The following is a 14,435-nucleotide window of genomic DNA, read 5'->3' on the forward strand; positions in this document are numbered from 1 at the left end:
GTTCACACACCGCACGCTACCCCCCTTTGACCTGGCGAACAGTGCTACACGCCGTCCCCGATCGGCGGACCGAGCAGGTCGTCGGCATCGACGATGCGGTAGGCATAGCCCTGCTCGGCCAGGAAGCGCTGCCGGTGCGCGGCGTATTCGGCGTCGAGCGTGTCGCGCGCGACCACCGAATAGAAATGCGCCTGTCCCCCATCCTGTTTCGGCCGCAACAGCCGGCCGAGGCGCTGGGCCTCTTCCTGCCGGGAACCGAAGGTGCCCGAAACCTGCACCGCCACCGAGGCTTCCGGCAGATCGATGGAGAAGTTGGCGACCTTGCTCACCACCAGCACGGGGATCTCACCGGAGCGGAAGGCGTCGAACAGCGCCTCGCGTTCCCGGTTCTTGGTGGCGCCGGTGATGACCGGGGCGTTCAGGTCGACACCGAGCTCGTCGAGCTGATCCAGGTAGGCCCCGATCACCAGGGTCGGCGCACCCGGGTGCCGGGCCAGGATGGACTCGACCACCGGGATCTTGGTGCGCGCGGTGGAACACAGCTTGTAGCGTTCCTCCGGCTCGGCGGTGGCGTAGGCCATCCGCTCCGCGTCGGTGAGCGTCACCCGCACCTCGACGCAGTCGGCAGGCGCGATCCAGCCCTGCGCCTCGATGTCCTTCCACGGCGCGTCGTAGCGCTTCGGGCCGATCAGCGAGAACACATCGCCCTCGCGACCGTCCTCACGCACGAGCGTGGCGGTGAGACCGAGCCTGCGGCGCGACTGGAGGTCGGCGGTCATCCGGAAGACCGGCGCGGGCAGCAGGTGCACCTCGTCGTAGATCACCAGGCCCCAGTCGCGGCTGTCGAACAGCTCGAGGTGCTTGTACTCGCCCTTCGACTTGCGCGTGATGACCTGATAGGTGGCGATGGTGACCGGGCGGATCTCCTTGCGCTCGCCGGAGTACTCACCGATCTCCTCCTCGGTGAGGGTGGTCCGCGCCAGCAGCTCGCGCCGCCACTGCCTGCCCGCCACGGTATTGGTGACCAGGATCAACGTCGTCGCCTTGGCCTTGGCCATCGCGGCCGCGCCGACCATCGTCTTGCCCGCGCCACACGGCAGCACGACCACACCGGAACCGCCCGCCCAGAACGAATCGGCGGCCATCTCCTGGTAGTCGCGCAGGTGCCACTTGCCCTCGGTGTAGTCGAGGCCGATGTCGTGCGCCTCGCCGTCGACATAACCGGCCAGGTCCTCCGCGGGCCAGCCGATCTTCAACAGCATCTGCTTGATGTGGCCGCGCTCGGACGGGTGCACGATCACGGTGTCGTCGTCGATGCGGGCGCCGAGCATGGGCGCGATCTTCTTGTGCCGCAGCACTTCCGCGAGGACCGCGCGATCCAGGCTCACCAGGCACAACCCGTGCGCGGGATGTTTGACCAGCTGCAACCGGCCGTAGCGGCCCATCGTGTCGACGATGTCGACCAGCAGCGGCTGCGGTACGGCGTACCGCGAGAAGTTCACCAGCGCGTCGACGACCTGCTCGGCATCGTGGCCCGCCGCGCGGGCATTCCAGAGCGCCAGCGGCGTGATCCGATAGGTGTGCACATGCTCGGGGGCGCGTTCCAGCTCCGCGAACGGGGCAATGGCCTGCCGGGCGTTACCTGCCAGCTCGTGGTCGACCTCGAGCAGCAGAGTCTTGTCACTTTGCACGATCAGCGGACCGTCGGTCACACGTTGCTCCTGTGATTGTCGGCGGCGGGCGCCGCGGGTTTTCGGCCTCGTAACCCAGGATCCGAGGGGCGATACTCCGGCTTCGCCGTTACGTCTCGCCCCCGCGGATCCGGGGCGGCCGAAAACGTGGTGGGCGAGTTGGGAGTCCGTAGGTGGGCTCGTCGGGTGCGGCGTTTCACTCGTGCGGGAACCCCGGATCCCGGGTGAGGAAACGTGGCTTTTGTCGATTGTACGGACCAGGACCGACATGACCTGGGCGGACAAACAGCGACAGCGATGGTCGGCCGGTCCAGCAGGTGTCGACTGGACCGCGACAAGGCGTTCCTGACCGGGGCAAACTCGGTGCATGCTTCAGACAACGGCGGTTCTCGGGGTCGCGGCGGCGGCGCTCGGCATGGTGCTGACGCCGGGACCGAACATGATGTATCTGGTCTCGCGCACCGTCGCGCAGGGCCGCCGGGCGGGGATGATCTCGCTGATGGGGGTCGCCGCGGGCTTCGGTGTGTACCTGATGGCGGCCGCGGCGGGGATCACGGCGGTGTTCGCTGTTGTTCCCGGGTTGTATCTGACGGTGAAGCTGGCGGGTGCGGCGTATCTGCTGTGGCTGGCCTGGCAGGCGATCCGGCCGGGTGGGGTGTCGGTGTTCGCGCCCGCCGACCTGCCGCACGACCCCGCGCGGCGCCTGTTCACGATGGGGTTGGCCACCAACCTGCTCAATCCGAAGATCGCGATCATGTACATGGCGTTGATCCCCCAGTTCGTCGACCCCGCTCGCGGCGCCCTCTGGTTGCAGAGCCTGTCGCTGGGCGCCATCCAGATCACGGTCGCGCTCACCGTCAACGCCATGATCGTCCTCGGCGCCGCGGGCCTGGCCACCTTCCTCACCGCCCGCCCCCTGTGGCTGCGCACCCAGCGCTACCTCATGGGCACCGCTCTCGGCACCATCGCCGTCCTGCTCGCCACCGACAAGGCCCGCCCCACCCCCGCCTGAGAAACGTGCCGCCGTCGCGGTCGCCCGCGGAATCGGATCGCCACCAGCGTGTGGGCCGGTCGCCGTCGCCGCGCGCCTGCGTGTCACGCTGCTTCGGAGTAGCGAGGCGGAAGGATTGCGCAGTGAGCGTTGGTGTGCTGGTGGCGGCGTTGGCCGGGCCTTCGGTCAGCGAGCTGGACTCGGCCGTGAACGCGGTGCATCGGGGCGGCGAGATGATGGGGGTCATCTCCTTCGCCGCGTCGGGTGCGCTGGTCGCGGTGCGCAAGCGGCTCGATCTGTTCGGGATGGTGGTGCTGGCGTGTGCGACCGCGCTCGGCGGCGGCATCGTGCGTGACCTGCTGATCGGGCGAACTCCCCCGGCCGCGTTCACCGACCTGACCTACCTGTCCGCGTCGATAGTCACCGCACTGGTCCTGTACTTCATCGCGCCTTCGCGCCGGCTCACCAAGGGACCGCTCGAAATCGCCGACGCGATCGGGCTCGGACTGTTCTGCGTCACCGGGACCGTGATCGCCGACTCGGCCGGGCTCGGCGCACCCACGGCCGCCCTGCTCGGCATGACGACCGCCATCGGTGGCGGCGTCATCCGCGATGTGCTCAGTGGCGAGGTGCCCACCGTCCTGCGCCCGGACCAGGACCTCTACGCGATCCCGGCCCTGTTCGGCGCGGCCGCGACCGCCGCACTGCTCTCGTTCGACCTGTACCAGGCCTGGACGGGACTTCTCGCCGCCGCGGGCGCGGTGGGTTTTCGCCTGCTCGCCCGCCATTACCAGTGGCACGCGCCGCTGGCCCGCCACGCCCGCGGCTGACCGGCACCGGCGCCCCAGCGCCAGCTGTCAGCGCACCATCATTCCGGCCCGAAGCCGCCGTACCCCTTCGTCGATCGTCTCGTCGCGCTTGCTGAAGGTGAAGCGCACCAGGTGTTTCCAGTCAGCGGGGTGATCGGCGAAGACGCTGACCGGTACCGCGGCAACGCCGAGTCGCGCCGGTAGTTCACGGCAGAACGTCAGCCCGTCCTGCGCGCCGAGCGGCCGGATGTCGGCGCAGACGAAGTAGCCGCCATCGCTGGCCGAGACCGTGAAACCGGTGTCGCGCAACGCCGCCGAGAGCCGTGTTCGCTTGTCCGCCAGACCGTCCCGCTGGGCATGCACCCAGTCCAGTTCCTCATCGATCGCCTGGGCGACAGCAGGCTGGAACGGCCCGCCGCCGACAAACGTGAGGAACTGCTTGGCCGCGAGCACACCGTCGAGCAGCGGCGCGGGCGCACAGGCCCACCCGATCTTCCACCCGGTGACATTGAACGTCTTCGCCGCGCTGGACACCACGACAGTGCGCTCACGCATCCCGGGCAGCGTGGAGATGCTGATGTGCTCGGCGCCGTCGTAGACGAGATGCTCGTACACCTCGTCGGTCAGCACGAGCAGATCATGTTCGACAGCCAGCTCGGCGATCGCGGTGAGGTCGGCGCGGTCGAGTACGGCTCCGGTGGGATTGTGCGGCGAATTGACCATCAGCATGCGGGTTTTCGGTGTGATCGCGGCACGCAAACTGTCCAGGTCGAGCACGAACCGGTCGCCGTCGGGCACCAGGCGAGCCGTTCGTCGCCGCGCCCCGGCGAGGGCGATCGCGGCGGCGTAGGAGTCGTAATACGGCTCGATCAGCACCACTTCCTGGTCGGGCTCCACCAGACCGAGTACGGCGGCGCTGATCGCCTCGGTCGCGCCGACGGTCACCAGAATTTCGGTGGCCGGGTCGTAGGCGGTGCCGTAGCGGCGGGCGCGGTCATCGGCGATCGCTCGACGCAGCACCGGCATCCCGCGGCCGGGCGGGTACTGGTTGAGCCCGTCGGCGATGGCCGCGCGGGCCACCTCGAGCATGCGCGCGGGTCCGTCGGTATCGGGAAAGCCCTGGCCCAGATTCACCGCGTCGTGGCGGACGGCCAGTTCGGTCATCTCGGCGAAGATGGTCGATCCGAAGGGGCGCAGGCGGGCGACGGTGGGCGGCACAGGCGGCATCTCCGCAGCGTATCCCACTATTCGCCGACGTTGCCCAGCGATAGCGAACACGCATGTTTCACAAACGTTTTCCTGCTTTGACCTGCGCTATTGTGCGTTTCCCCAACCTCAGCTAGCCTCGCCGTGTTCTACCTCACACACCACTGCGTGGTGGTATATCGAAAGGGGCTCACATGGCCTCACCTCTGCTCGACTTCATCCTGCAACCGGCTGCGTCGGAGGTAGCCGGTTCGGCCCTGCGATTCATCCACGATCACGTCGCCAGTCCGATCGTCGACTGGTTCACCGGTTCGGCGACGCCGGACAACAACATGGGTTCCTCGACGGGGGACTTCGACCTCGGGTCGTCGACCGGCGATCACAACTGGGGCTCCACTTACCCGTAGAAAGTCCGCGATGCACGCTGGTCCGCATCGCTACGCCGATCAGCTCAGCGCTGTGAAGTGAACCGCTGACCTCGCACGCCTCGACGGTGCTGCGGGGTCAGCGGAGGCGGGCGCCGGAAAGTTTCGTCACGTTGGCGAAATCGTAAGCCGCCCAGATCTTTCCGTCTCGAACCGAGAAGGCGAGCACCCGCACCGGTCGCCCGAACGGGGAGTTGGGATCGGTGAGCACCAGCCCTGATTGCCCGTTCACCGTGGCCGCGCCCAATTCCAGGCCGGGTTCTTCCTGATGCTTGCGCCAGAGGTCGAGCGCCAATCGGGCGACCTTCTCCTGTCCGGCAACAATATTCAGTGCGGTCTTGGTGGTGCCGCCCGCGTCGGCGGTGAATGTCGTGTCCGGATGCAGCGTCGCGGCTACCGCGGCGACATCACCGGTGGCCAGTGCGGCGAGGAACCGCTGCACCGCCCGATCGTGCACGTCGTCGGCGACCGGTTCCGGCGCCTTGGCCACCGCCCGGCGCGCGCGGACCGCCAATTGTCTTGCGGCATCGGCGGAGACGCCGAGGACCTCGGCGATCTCGCCGAAGGGCACACCCAATCCCTCGTGGAGCACCAGCGCCACCCGCTGCTGCGGCGTCAACGCGTCGAGCACCACCATCGCCGCCATCCGGCTGTCCTGATCGCGCACCACCACGTCCAGGGGATCGGGTGTGCGCGAAGACGAGGCCGCCGAGACGATCGGTTCCGGAAGCCACTGCCCCACATAGGTTTCGCGGCGCACGGCGGCGCTTCGCAAGTGGTCGAGGCAGATTCGGCTGACCACGGTCGTCAGCCAGGCACGCAGATCGTCGATCTCGGACTGGTGCACCCCCGCCATCCGCAGCCAGCTCTCCTGCACCGCGTCCTCGGCGTCGCCGACGCTTCCGGTGAGCCGGTAGGCGACCGAAAGCAAGTGCGTTCGATGCGATTCGAACAGGTCGGCGAGAAACGGGGAAACCATCGGGTCAGATCCTACGGAGTACCCACTCGCGCTCCGCCCCACGGGTCGGCACCGGTGATTTCGCACACGTCATCTCGTCTGTACAACTACTACTGCCTACGCGAAGGACGGCGCTGCGTGACTACACCCGAGGTTGTGCTGGAGGGAATCGTGTTCGGCGAGTCACCGCGCTGGCACGACGGTCGACTGTGGTTCTCGGACTGGGGCGCGAACCAGGTGATCGTCCTCGACGAGAATCGCCGACCCGAGGTCGTCGCCCAGATCCCGTCGTTTCCGATGTGCATCGATTTTCTCCCCGACGGGCGATTGGTGATCGTCGACTCCGCGGCCCGCAGACTTCTGCGCCGCGACCCCGGCGGATCGCTGGTGGCCTACGCCGATCTCTCACCGGTGTCGGACAAGCCGTGGAACGACATCGTCATCGACGATCGGGGCAACGCCTACGTCGACAACATCGGCTTCGACTTCCCCGGCGGGGAGTTCGTGCCCGGCTTCATCGCGCGCGTCACGCCTGCCGGTGAGGTGCGGCGGGTCGCCGACGGGCTCGCCTTTCCCAACGGCATGGCGATCACCCCGGACGGCGCGACGCTGATCGTGGCCGAGTCGTACGCGAATCAGCTCACCGCTTACGCCATCGCGGCCGACGGTGGGCTGAGCGATCGCCGGGTGTGGGCGGCGACTCCGGGTGACCACCCCGACGGGATCTGCCTCGATACCGAGGGGCAGATCTGGTACGCGGATGTGGGCAACCAGCACTGCGTGCGGGTTCGGGAAGGTGGCGAGGTGTCGGCGCGGGTCCGGCTCGACCGTGGTGCGTTCTCGTGCACGCTGAGCCGGGACGTGGATCCTCGGTTGTACGTCGTCGGGCAGAGCTGGGGTGATGCCGAAGCGACCGGCCCCACCGGACAGGTCGTCGTCTTTCCCGCGCCCGCGCCCGGTGCGGGCAGGCCGTGAAAATCCGGCGAGAATTTCGGCGTCGACTGTCAGGATGGCCGGATGTACGAGCACACGCTCACCGACGGAACCGTCTGGCTCACCCGCCCGACCGGGGCCGATATCGACCGCATCGTCGAGTGCTGTCAGGACCCTGATGTGCAGCGCTGGACCACGGTCCCCGTCCCGTACCACCGCTCCGATACCGAGGAATTCCTCGACCGGGTCGTGGCCCCCGGCTGGGCGGACAACGCGCCGGTCTGGGCGATCCGCACCGCCGAGGACGGCCGGGTCGAGGGCATGGTCGGCCTGCATACGCGCGGGCCCGGCGCCTGCGAGATCGGCTTCTGGCTCACCCCGGCGCACCGTGGGCGCGGGCTGATGTCGCGGACGATCAACCTGGTCTGCGACTTCGGTTTCGCCGCCGACGGTCTCGCTCTCGACCGGATCATGTGGCGCGCGATCGTGGGCAACATCGCCTCGGCCGCCGCCGTCCGCCGCAACGGCTTCCACTACGAGGGCGTGGCTCGATCGGGCGGGGTGCAGCGCGGAGCGCGGGTCGACGAATGGGTCGCGGCGCGCCTGCCCACCGACCCCGCCGTGCCGGTCGGCGGGTGGCCGACCGAGGTCGGTGCCGATGGCCGATGACGCGCGGTTCGACTGGTTCGCCGACACCATGGGCGTGCGGGCGGGCGAGCATGTGCTCGAGTTGGGGCCGGGTTCCGGCGCCTCGCTGACGCGAATCGCGGCCCGGCTGGGAAGCGGGCGGATCGTCGGCGTCGACCGTTCGGCGACCGCGCTCGCGCAGGCCGGGCGCCGCTGCGCCACGGAGATCGCCGACGGACGCGTCCGCCTGGTCGACGGTGAGATCGGAAAGGTCAGGGCAGACCGGCTACTGGACCAGCTCGACCCCGGCCGGCGATTCGATCTGATCTTCGCCGTCAACGTCAACCTGTTCTGGACCGGCCCCGCCACCGCCGCCTGGTCGACGATCCGCGAATGCCTCGCCCCCAGCGGCCGCATCTGGCTCTGCTACGGCTACGGCACCACCGACAGCCCCACCCCACCCACCGCGAAACTCACCGAACGCCTCGCCGCCGCCGGCTACCAGTGCACAACGGTCACCACCGACACCCTCCTGGCCGCCCGAGCCACGCCGCTCTCTTGACGATCAAGATCAACAGCACCATTCGCGGAAACCCCACCCGGGCAATGCTTGCGCCAATGCGTGGTGATCGATCGCCCAGCGGCGAAGCAGCCCTCTCGCGTGGCTCGCGTCCGGCGGCAGTGGCGGCCTCGGCGAAACCCTGCGGTGAACGGTCAGGTCGGGCGGTTGGTGGCTCGGCGGGCCGTTCCCCGGTGCGCGGAGATCGTGGTGGGGTCTTCGGGCCAGGCGTGTTTGGGGTAGCGGCCGCGTAGGTCGGCGCGGACCTGGGGCCAGCCGTTCTTCCAGAAGGAGGCCAGGTCGGCGGTGACGGCGACGGGGCGCTGAGCTGGGGACAGCAGGTGCAGCAGGATGGGGGCTCGGCCGTCGGCGAGGGTGGGCGGGTCGGTCCAGCCGAAGATCTCCTGGACCTTGACCGCAAGGATCGGCTGATCGGCGGAGTAGTCGAGGCGGACGCGGCTGCCGGAGGGGACTTCCAGGCGTTCGGGGGCCAGTTCGTCCAGGCGTGCGGCGGCGGGCCACGGGAGCAGGCGGCGCAGCGCGGTGCCCGCGTCGACGCGGGCGAGGTCGGCACGGCGGCGGGCGGTGGACAGTTCGGGGCCGAGCCAGGTGTCGAGGTCGGCGAGGAGTGCGTCGTCGTCGACGGCGGGCCATGGCGCGCCGAGGGTGCGGTGCAGGAAGCCGAGACGGTGACGCAGGCTCCGCGCGTCATCGCTCCAGCGCAGCAGGCCCAGGCCTTCCACCTGAAGCCCTTGCCGCACAGCCTGTTCCACCAGTGCCTTCGGTGGCTGATGTATCGGCTTCTCCGACAGGATGATCGCGCCCAATCGCTCCACCCGCCGGGCCACCACATCACCGCCGTCCCACCGCACCTCATCGGCCACGACCACCAACCCCGGCGCGGCTTCCCGAGCGAGATCTTCATCGGCGACGGCCGCCAACCGAATTCGCCCCTCGGCCCGACCGGGGTCACGATCGGCGACCGCCACCGCGAGCCACTCCGCCGCCGCCAGCCCCGACCCCGGCGGCAGCGTCACCGCGGTACCACCCGCCATGAGAAAGGTGGACGACCCGCTCGCCCGCCGTCGAGCCAGCCGCTCCGGCTGCGCCAGCGCGATCAACAGCGCCGCGACATCCGTTCCGGAGCCACCACTGTCGTTCCTGACATCACCGACGACACCATCACCCGGCCGACCGGCCACCGAGCCCGAGTTCGACCCACCTGACGAGACATCGACCCGCGGCCCGCCGGAGCTCGACCCCGCGCGCCGACCCGCCCCCCGCGAGACGTCAGCCGGTGTGCCGCCGGCAACCGGTTGGCCGGGCTCGTCGCCCGATGACGTGTTCGTGATGAGTCGTGTCAGGCGCTGGACTTCGCGGGTCCAGCGGGGTGGGCGTTCGATGCGGAGGGTACGCAAGGCTGCCGCCGCGTCGGCGGTGTCGGCGAGGGAGTCGTCGTCCATCAGGACGACCATTTCCGCGGCGACTTTCGCACCGACGCGGGTGGCGCCGTCGAGGAGCGCGCGGGCGAGGCGGGGGTGGAGGCCGAGGTCGGCCATGGCCTTGCCGCGCGGGGTGATGTGGTCGGCATCGTCGAGGGCGCCGAGGGCGCGCAGGACGGTGCGGGCGGCCGCGAGGCCACCTTCGGGCGGTGCGTCCCACCAGGCGAGGCCGGTGCCGTCGGGGGTGCCCCAGCAGGCCAATTCCAGTGCGAGACGGGTGAGTTCGGCGGTCCGGATCTCGGGTTCGGGATAGGCGGGCAGGGTTTGGTGTTCGTATTCGGGCCAGCAACGCCACGCGTGGCCGGGTGCTTCGCGGCCCGCCCGGCCCGTGCGCTGCTCGGCCACGGCTGCCGAAACACGCACTGTCGCAAGGCCGGAAAGCCCGCGCCTGTGATCGACACGGGAGACACGGGACAGGCCCGAGTCGACCACAGCGCGTACGCCGGGAACAGTGAGGCTGGATTCGGCTACGGCGGTGGACAAGACGACTCGCCGCCGCGATCCCGGCCGGAGCGCGAGGTCCTGGGCCGCGCCCGCGAGTCTGCCGTGCAGCGGGACTACGTCGACCCCGTCGAGCTCGCGCAACAGTCCTGCCGTGCGGTTGATCTCGCCGACACCGGGCAGGAAGACGAGCACATCACCGTCGACAGTGGCCAGCGCCGTGCGGGTAGCCCGCGCGACCTGCGCTTCGATCCGCTCGCGGGGCAGGGCGGGCAGGTAATCGACCTCGACCGGATAGGTCCGCCCGTGTACTTCCAGAACCGGGGCACGCCAATCTCCGGGCCCGGTCTCCCCGGTGCCGAGCAGCTGTGCCAGACGATCCGCGGCCACTGTCGCCGACGTTGCCAGCACCCGCAGATCCGGTCGCAACCCCGACCGCGCGTCGAGCAGCAGCGCCAACAGCAGATCGGCGTCCAGATGCCGCTCGTGACATTCGTCGAGCACCACCGTGCCGACCCCCGCCATTTCCGGATCACTCTGCAACCGACGCACCAACAACCCCGAGGTCACCACTTCGATCCGCGTCCGCGCGCCGATCTTCCGGTCCCCGCGGACCGCGTACCCCACGGTCTCTCCCACCCGCTCCCCCAGCAATGCCGCCATTCGCGCCGCCGCCGCTCGCGCCGCCAACCGCCGCGGCTCGGCCACCACGATCCGCCCCGCCGACCCGGCTGCCAGCGCCAACGGCACCAACGTGGTCTTGCCGGTGCCGGGCGGCGCGACCAGCACCGCGACACCGCGCTCGGCCAGCGTCGCGGTGATCCGGTCCAGCGCCGGCCGCACCGGAAGGTCAGGAAGTTCGGGAAGCTTCATCACCGACCAGTCTGCCGGAAAGGTATTTCCCGATCCGCGATCGCTGGTTACCCTGCGGGAGATGAGCATCGAGTTCGCGTTGACCACGCTTGTCATCGTCGCCACGCCCGGTACCGGCGTTCTGTTCACCCTGGCGGCGGGGCTTTCCCGAGGGACAAGGGCGAGCGTGATCGCTGCCTTCGGGTGCACGTTGGGGATCGTTCCGCACATGATCGCGGCGGTCACGGGGCTGGCCGCGCTGCTGAACACCAGCGCGGTCGCGTTCCAGACATTGAAGTACCTGGGTGTCGCGTATCTGCTGTACATGGCGTGGAATACGTTGCGGGACAAGGGCGCACTGGCGATTCCGGAGGAGCGCACCGCGGTGGAGCCCTCGGCGCGGCAGGTCGTCACCTCGGCGGTGTTGCTCAATATCCTGAACCCGAAGCTGACGATCTTCTTCTTCGCGTTCCTGCCGCAGTTCGTGCCGACCGGCGCACCGAACGCGCTGGGCCGCATGCTCGAGCTCAGCGGACTGTTCATGCTGGCCACGTTCGTGGTGTTCGCGGGCTACGGGGCAGTCGCGGCCGCGATGCGCACCTACGTGCTGTCGCGACCGGTGGTGGTCCGGTGGATGCGGCGGGTGTTCGGTGTCTCCTTCGTCGCCCTCGCGGGACGCCTCGCGGTACAGAACCAGTAGACACAGCAGTGCGGGCCCCGGAATCCGAGGCCCGCACTGTCGATCGACGGTATTACCCGCGGCGGGTGGCCACCGCGTCGGCCAGACGGTCGAGCTGGGTAGCGGTGGTGTTCCAGTCGATGCACGCGTCGGTGATGGACTGGCCGTAGGTCAGGTCGCCTGCCTTGCCGAGAGTCAGGTCCTGGCGACCCGCGACGAGGAACGACTCCAGCATCACGCCGACCACGCCCTGCTCGCCCGCGGCGATCCGGTCGGCGATGTCGGTGACGACGTCGACCTGCTTGTTGTGGTCCTTGTTGCTGTTGCCGTGGCTGGCGTCGACGACCAGGCGCTGAGCCAGCGACGACTTCTCCAGGCGCAGCTTGGCCTCGGCGCAGGAGGCGGCGTCGAAGTTGGTGCCGTTGCTGCCACCGCGCAGGATGACGTGGCAGTCGGGGTTGCCCGAGGTGCGGATCAGCGCGGAGCGGCCGTCGAGGTCGGTGCCGGGGAAGACGTGGCTGGCGGCAGCGGCGCGCACACCGTCGACCGCGACCTGCACGTCACCGTCGGTGCCGTTCTTGATGCCGACCGGCATGGACAGCGCCGAGGACAGCTGCCGGTGTACCTGGCTGGCGGCGGTGCGGGCACCGATCGCGCCGTAGGAGACCAGGTCGGCGATGTACTGCGGGGTGATCGGGTCGAGGAACTCACACGCGACCGGCAGGCCGAGGGCGGTGATGTCGACGAGCACCTTGCGGCCGATGCCGAGGCCGGTGTTCACGTCGAACGAGCCGTCCAGGTGGGGATCGTTGATCAGACCCTTCCAGCCCAGCGTGGTGCGCGGCTTCTCGAAGTACACCCGCATCACGATGTGCAGCCGGTCGCTCAGCTCGGCGGCCTTCTCGGCCAGCTTGCGGGCGTATTCCAGCGCGGCGGCGGGGTCGTGCACCGAGCACGGGCCGACGATCACCATGAGGCGGTCGTCGTCGCCGTTGAGCACGTCGACGGTGGCCTTGCGGCCCGAACGGACGGTGTCGGCGAGGGCGTCGGTGATCTGGTGGACCATGCGGACCTCGGCGGGCGAGCGCAGAGGGCTCACGCTGAGGGTGCGCTGGTCGTCGAGATCGGAATGCCGCGAGTCGACATCGGCTGCGGTGGTCATGAGATGTGGGTCCTTTGCGTTAAGAGGCCGACCCACGGAAATCGCTACCGTCGAGCCGGGCGTTATCCGGCTCGAGGTGGAGGAAGTCAGCGCGCAGGGTCGCAGACCGGCCCACCCAGGGCCGGATAGCTAAACCAGAAATATGCGCGCTGCATGCCGTGGACTGTACCACCGGTAAAACGCCGAAAGGTGAGCCATGGTTGCCCGAAGTGTGGACCGTCACATCGCGCCCCTCCGCCGAACCGGCGCGAAGTCCTTGACCTCTACCTTGCTCGAGCTTCTAGCGTCGGTGGTCGAGGAAAGGAAAACGACTGTGACAACACTTGTTACGGGCGCGACCGGCAACACCGGCCGCCAGGTGGTACGGGAACTCGTCAGCCGGGGCGAGAAGGTCAGGGCAGTGACCCGCGACGCCGACGCCGCACGCGTGCTGCTCGGCCCGGGGGTGGAACTGTTCACCGGGACGCACACCGTGCCGTCGACGCTCGACGATGCGTGGCACGGCGTCGACCGGTTGCATGTGACGGTGACCAACGGTCTCGCCGACGTGGGGACCGAGCTGATCGGCAAGGCGATCGACGCCGGCGTACGCCGCATCACCGTCGTCTGGGGTGGCGGGGTCGGCCCGGTCGAGCGGGCGATCGCGGAGTCCGGCGTGGAGTGGACGCGGCTCGAGCCACAGGAATTCATGTCGAACACGCTGACCTGGCTCGATCCGATCCGCACCGACGGCGTGGTGCGTGAGCCGTACGCCCATCCGAGCGCGCTGGTGCACGAGGCCGATATCGGCGCGGTGGCCGCCGTCGCACTGCTGGAAGACGGGCACGCGGGCCGCGCGTACAACCTCACCGGCCCACAGGCGCTCACCCCGCACGAACGGTTGGCGATCCTGTCGAAGGCCGCGGGCCGCGAGATCGGCTTCACCACGATCAGCCACCAGCAGGCGGTCGAGCGGCTGATGGCGACGGGTGTCTCACAGGCCGACGCCGACTACGTGATCGGCTGGTACGCCGAGTCGAGTCCCGAGTCGTACACGGTCGACCCGACAGTGGAACAGGTGCTCGGCCGACCCGCGCGCACCTTCGCGCAGTGGGCGGCCGAGCACGGGCACCGATTCGGTTGATCAGCTCCACTGACCGGGGACGTAGTCACCGGCGGGGGTGTGGGCGATCGCGTTGAGCCGGTTCCAGGCGTTGATCATCGCGATGGCGGCGATCAGACCCGCGATCTGGTCGTCGTCGTAGTGCTTGCGGACCTGGTCGAAGGTGTCGTCGCTGACGTGACCGCCGTCGGCGGTGCGGGTCGCTTCCTCGGTGAGGGCGAGGGCGGCCCGCTCCGCCTCGGTGAAGACGTTGGCCTCCCGCCAGGCGGCGACCAGGTTGATCCGCACCGCGGTCTCGCCCGCGTGGGCGGCGTCCTTGGTGTGCATGTCCACGCAGTAACTGCAGCCGTTGATCTGCGAAGCCCGGATCTTCACCAGTTCGTAGGTGGCCTTGGGCAGCGGTGAATCGTCGATGACCTTGCCCGCCATGACCATTCGCTTGCTGAAGCTCGCGGCGATGGCGTTGCCGTAGAGGTTGAAGCGCGCTTCCATGATGAC

14 protein-coding genes are annotated in these 14,435 nt (G+C 69.1%); 8 read left to right on the plus strand and 6 right to left on the minus strand.

What is annotated here, in order from left to right; all coding sequences use genetic code 11:
- Positions 1 to 44: 44 nt before the first annotated feature.
- Positions 45 to 1,712 carry a DNA repair helicase XPB gene (locus tag ACWF99_RS15000; RefSeq protein WP_101464529.1) on the minus strand — a complete coding sequence of 556 codons (1,668 nt, stop codon included), beginning with the start codon at positions 1,710 to 1,712 and terminating at the stop codon, positions 45 to 47.
- A 346-nt stretch (positions 1,713 to 2,058) separates the two neighbouring features.
- Here ACWF99_RS15000 and ACWF99_RS15005 point away from each other — a divergent pair, with 346 nt between their 5' ends.
- The gene (locus tag ACWF99_RS15005) at positions 2,059 to 2,703 is read left to right on the plus strand and encodes a LysE family translocator (RefSeq protein ID WP_378631941.1); all 645 of its coding nucleotides are present in this window, start codon (positions 2,059 to 2,061) and stop codon (positions 2,701 to 2,703) included.
- 212 nt (positions 2,704 to 2,915) lie between these two features.
- Positions 2,916 to 3,512, plus strand: a complete 597-nt coding sequence (locus tag ACWF99_RS15010) for a trimeric intracellular cation channel family protein (protein WP_452536619.1) — start codon at positions 2,916 to 2,918, stop codon at positions 3,510 to 3,512.
- Positions 3,513 to 3,539: 27 nt separating this feature from the next.
- Here the strand turns inward: ACWF99_RS15010 and ACWF99_RS15015 are convergent, their stop codons facing one another.
- Entirely contained in the window at positions 3,540 to 4,718 is a 1,179-nt protein-coding gene (locus ACWF99_RS15015) for a pyridoxal phosphate-dependent aminotransferase (protein WP_452536323.1), read from the minus strand.
- A 173-nt stretch (positions 4,719 to 4,891) separates the two neighbouring features.
- On the opposite strand from ACWF99_RS15015, the gene ACWF99_RS15020 reads away from it, so the two are divergent.
- On the plus strand, positions 4,892 to 5,104 hold the full coding sequence (locus ACWF99_RS15020; protein WP_452536325.1) for a hypothetical protein: 213 nt from the start codon (positions 4,892 to 4,894) through the stop codon (positions 5,102 to 5,104).
- A gap of 97 nt (positions 5,105 to 5,201) precedes the next feature.
- On the opposite strand, the gene sigJ is transcribed toward ACWF99_RS15020, so the two are convergent.
- A complete protein-coding gene (gene sigJ / locus ACWF99_RS15025) occupies positions 5,202 to 6,101 on the minus strand; it encodes an RNA polymerase sigma factor SigJ (protein ID WP_452536327.1) in 900 nt (299 codons plus the stop codon).
- A 117-nt stretch (positions 6,102 to 6,218) separates the two neighbouring features.
- Here sigJ and ACWF99_RS15030 point away from each other — a divergent pair, with 117 nt between their 5' ends.
- Genes ACWF99_RS15030 through ACWF99_RS15040 form a run of 3 tightly spaced genes read left to right on the plus strand, consistent with a single transcriptional unit; the run spans position 6,219 to position 8,202 of the window.
- The gene (locus tag ACWF99_RS15030; protein WP_452536329.1) at positions 6,219 to 7,055 is read left to right on the plus strand and encodes an SMP-30/gluconolactonase/LRE family protein; all 837 of its coding nucleotides are present in this window, start codon (positions 6,219 to 6,221) and stop codon (positions 7,053 to 7,055) included.
- A 42-nt stretch (positions 7,056 to 7,097) separates the two neighbouring features.
- Complete coding sequence (locus ACWF99_RS15035) at positions 7,098 to 7,682, plus strand: GNAT family N-acetyltransferase (protein WP_378631931.1); 585 nt, start codon at positions 7,098 to 7,100, stop codon at positions 7,680 to 7,682.
- Complete coding sequence (locus tag ACWF99_RS15040) at positions 7,672 to 8,202, plus strand: class I SAM-dependent methyltransferase (RefSeq protein WP_452536331.1); 531 nt, start codon at positions 7,672 to 7,674, stop codon at positions 8,200 to 8,202. Before ACWF99_RS15035 ends, ACWF99_RS15040 begins: the two co-directional genes overlap by 11 nt.
- Positions 8,203 to 8,354: 152 nt before the next feature.
- On the opposite strand, the gene ACWF99_RS15045 is transcribed toward ACWF99_RS15040, so the two are convergent.
- Positions 8,355 to 11,015, minus strand: coding sequence for an ATP-dependent RNA helicase (locus ACWF99_RS15045; RefSeq protein WP_452536332.1), 2,661 nt, complete (start codon positions 11,013 to 11,015; stop codon positions 8,355 to 8,357).
- Positions 11,016 to 11,076: 61 nt separating this feature from the next.
- On the opposite strand from ACWF99_RS15045, the gene ACWF99_RS15050 reads away from it, so the two are divergent.
- On the plus strand, positions 11,077 to 11,694 hold the full coding sequence (locus tag ACWF99_RS15050; protein WP_378631923.1) for a LysE family translocator: 618 nt from the start codon (positions 11,077 to 11,079) through the stop codon (positions 11,692 to 11,694).
- 52 nt (positions 11,695 to 11,746) lie between these two features.
- Here the strand turns inward: ACWF99_RS15050 and ACWF99_RS15055 are convergent, their stop codons facing one another.
- A complete protein-coding gene (locus ACWF99_RS15055; RefSeq protein WP_378631921.1) occupies positions 11,747 to 12,835 on the minus strand; it encodes a 3-deoxy-7-phosphoheptulonate synthase in 1,089 nt (362 codons plus the stop codon).
- Positions 12,836 to 13,148: 313 nt separating this feature from the next.
- Here ACWF99_RS15055 and ACWF99_RS15060 point away from each other — a divergent pair, with 313 nt between their 5' ends.
- Positions 13,149 to 13,958, plus strand: coding sequence for an NmrA family NAD(P)-binding protein (locus tag ACWF99_RS15060; RefSeq protein WP_452536334.1), 810 nt, complete (start codon positions 13,149 to 13,151; stop codon positions 13,956 to 13,958).
- Here the strand turns inward: ACWF99_RS15060 and ACWF99_RS15065 are convergent, their stop codons facing one another.
- Positions 13,959 to 14,429, minus strand: coding sequence for a carboxymuconolactone decarboxylase family protein (locus ACWF99_RS15065; protein WP_378631916.1), 471 nt, complete (start codon positions 14,427 to 14,429; stop codon positions 13,959 to 13,961). It lies immediately after the preceding gene.
- Between the last annotated feature and the right edge of the window lie 6 nt (positions 14,430 to 14,435).

Source organism: Nocardia sp. NPDC055002 (assembly GCF_053608825.1).

What these genes read in the sequence shown, in the direction of transcription:
- ACWF99_RS15020 (WP_452536325.1), top strand. Translation starts at nt 4,892, where the DNA reads ATGGCCTCACCTCTGCTCGACTTCATCCTGCAACCGGCTGCGTCGGAG.
- sigJ (WP_452536327.1), bottom strand. Translation starts at nt 6,101, where the DNA reads ATGGTTTCCCCGTTTCTCGCCGACCTGTTCGAATCGCATCGAACGCAC.
- ACWF99_RS15040 (WP_452536331.1), top strand. Translation starts at nt 7,672, where the DNA reads ATGGCCGATGACGCGCGGTTCGACTGGTTCGCCGACACCATGGGCGTG.
- ACWF99_RS15015 (WP_452536323.1), bottom strand. Translation starts at nt 4,718, where the DNA reads ATGCCGCCTGTGCCGCCCACCGTCGCCCGCCTGCGCCCCTTCGGATCG.
- ACWF99_RS15010 (WP_452536619.1), top strand. Translation starts at nt 2,916, where the DNA reads ATGATGGGGGTCATCTCCTTCGCCGCGTCGGGTGCGCTGGTCGCGGTG.
- ACWF99_RS15055 (WP_378631921.1), bottom strand. Translation starts at nt 12,835, where the DNA reads ATGACCACCGCAGCCGATGTCGACTCGCGGCATTCCGATCTCGACGAC.
- ACWF99_RS15045 (WP_452536332.1), bottom strand. Translation starts at nt 11,015, where the DNA reads ATGAAGCTTCCCGAACTTCCTGACCTTCCGGTGCGGCCGGCGCTGGAC.
- ACWF99_RS15065 (WP_378631916.1), bottom strand. Translation starts at nt 14,429, where the DNA reads ATGGAAGCGCGCTTCAACCTCTACGGCAACGCCATCGCCGCGAGCTTC.
- ACWF99_RS15035 (WP_378631931.1), top strand. Translation starts at nt 7,098, where the DNA reads ATGTACGAGCACACGCTCACCGACGGAACCGTCTGGCTCACCCGCCCG.
- ACWF99_RS15005 (WP_378631941.1), top strand. Translation starts at nt 2,059, where the DNA reads ATGCTTCAGACAACGGCGGTTCTCGGGGTCGCGGCGGCGGCGCTCGGC.
- ACWF99_RS15050 (WP_378631923.1), top strand. Translation starts at nt 11,077, where the DNA reads ATGAGCATCGAGTTCGCGTTGACCACGCTTGTCATCGTCGCCACGCCC.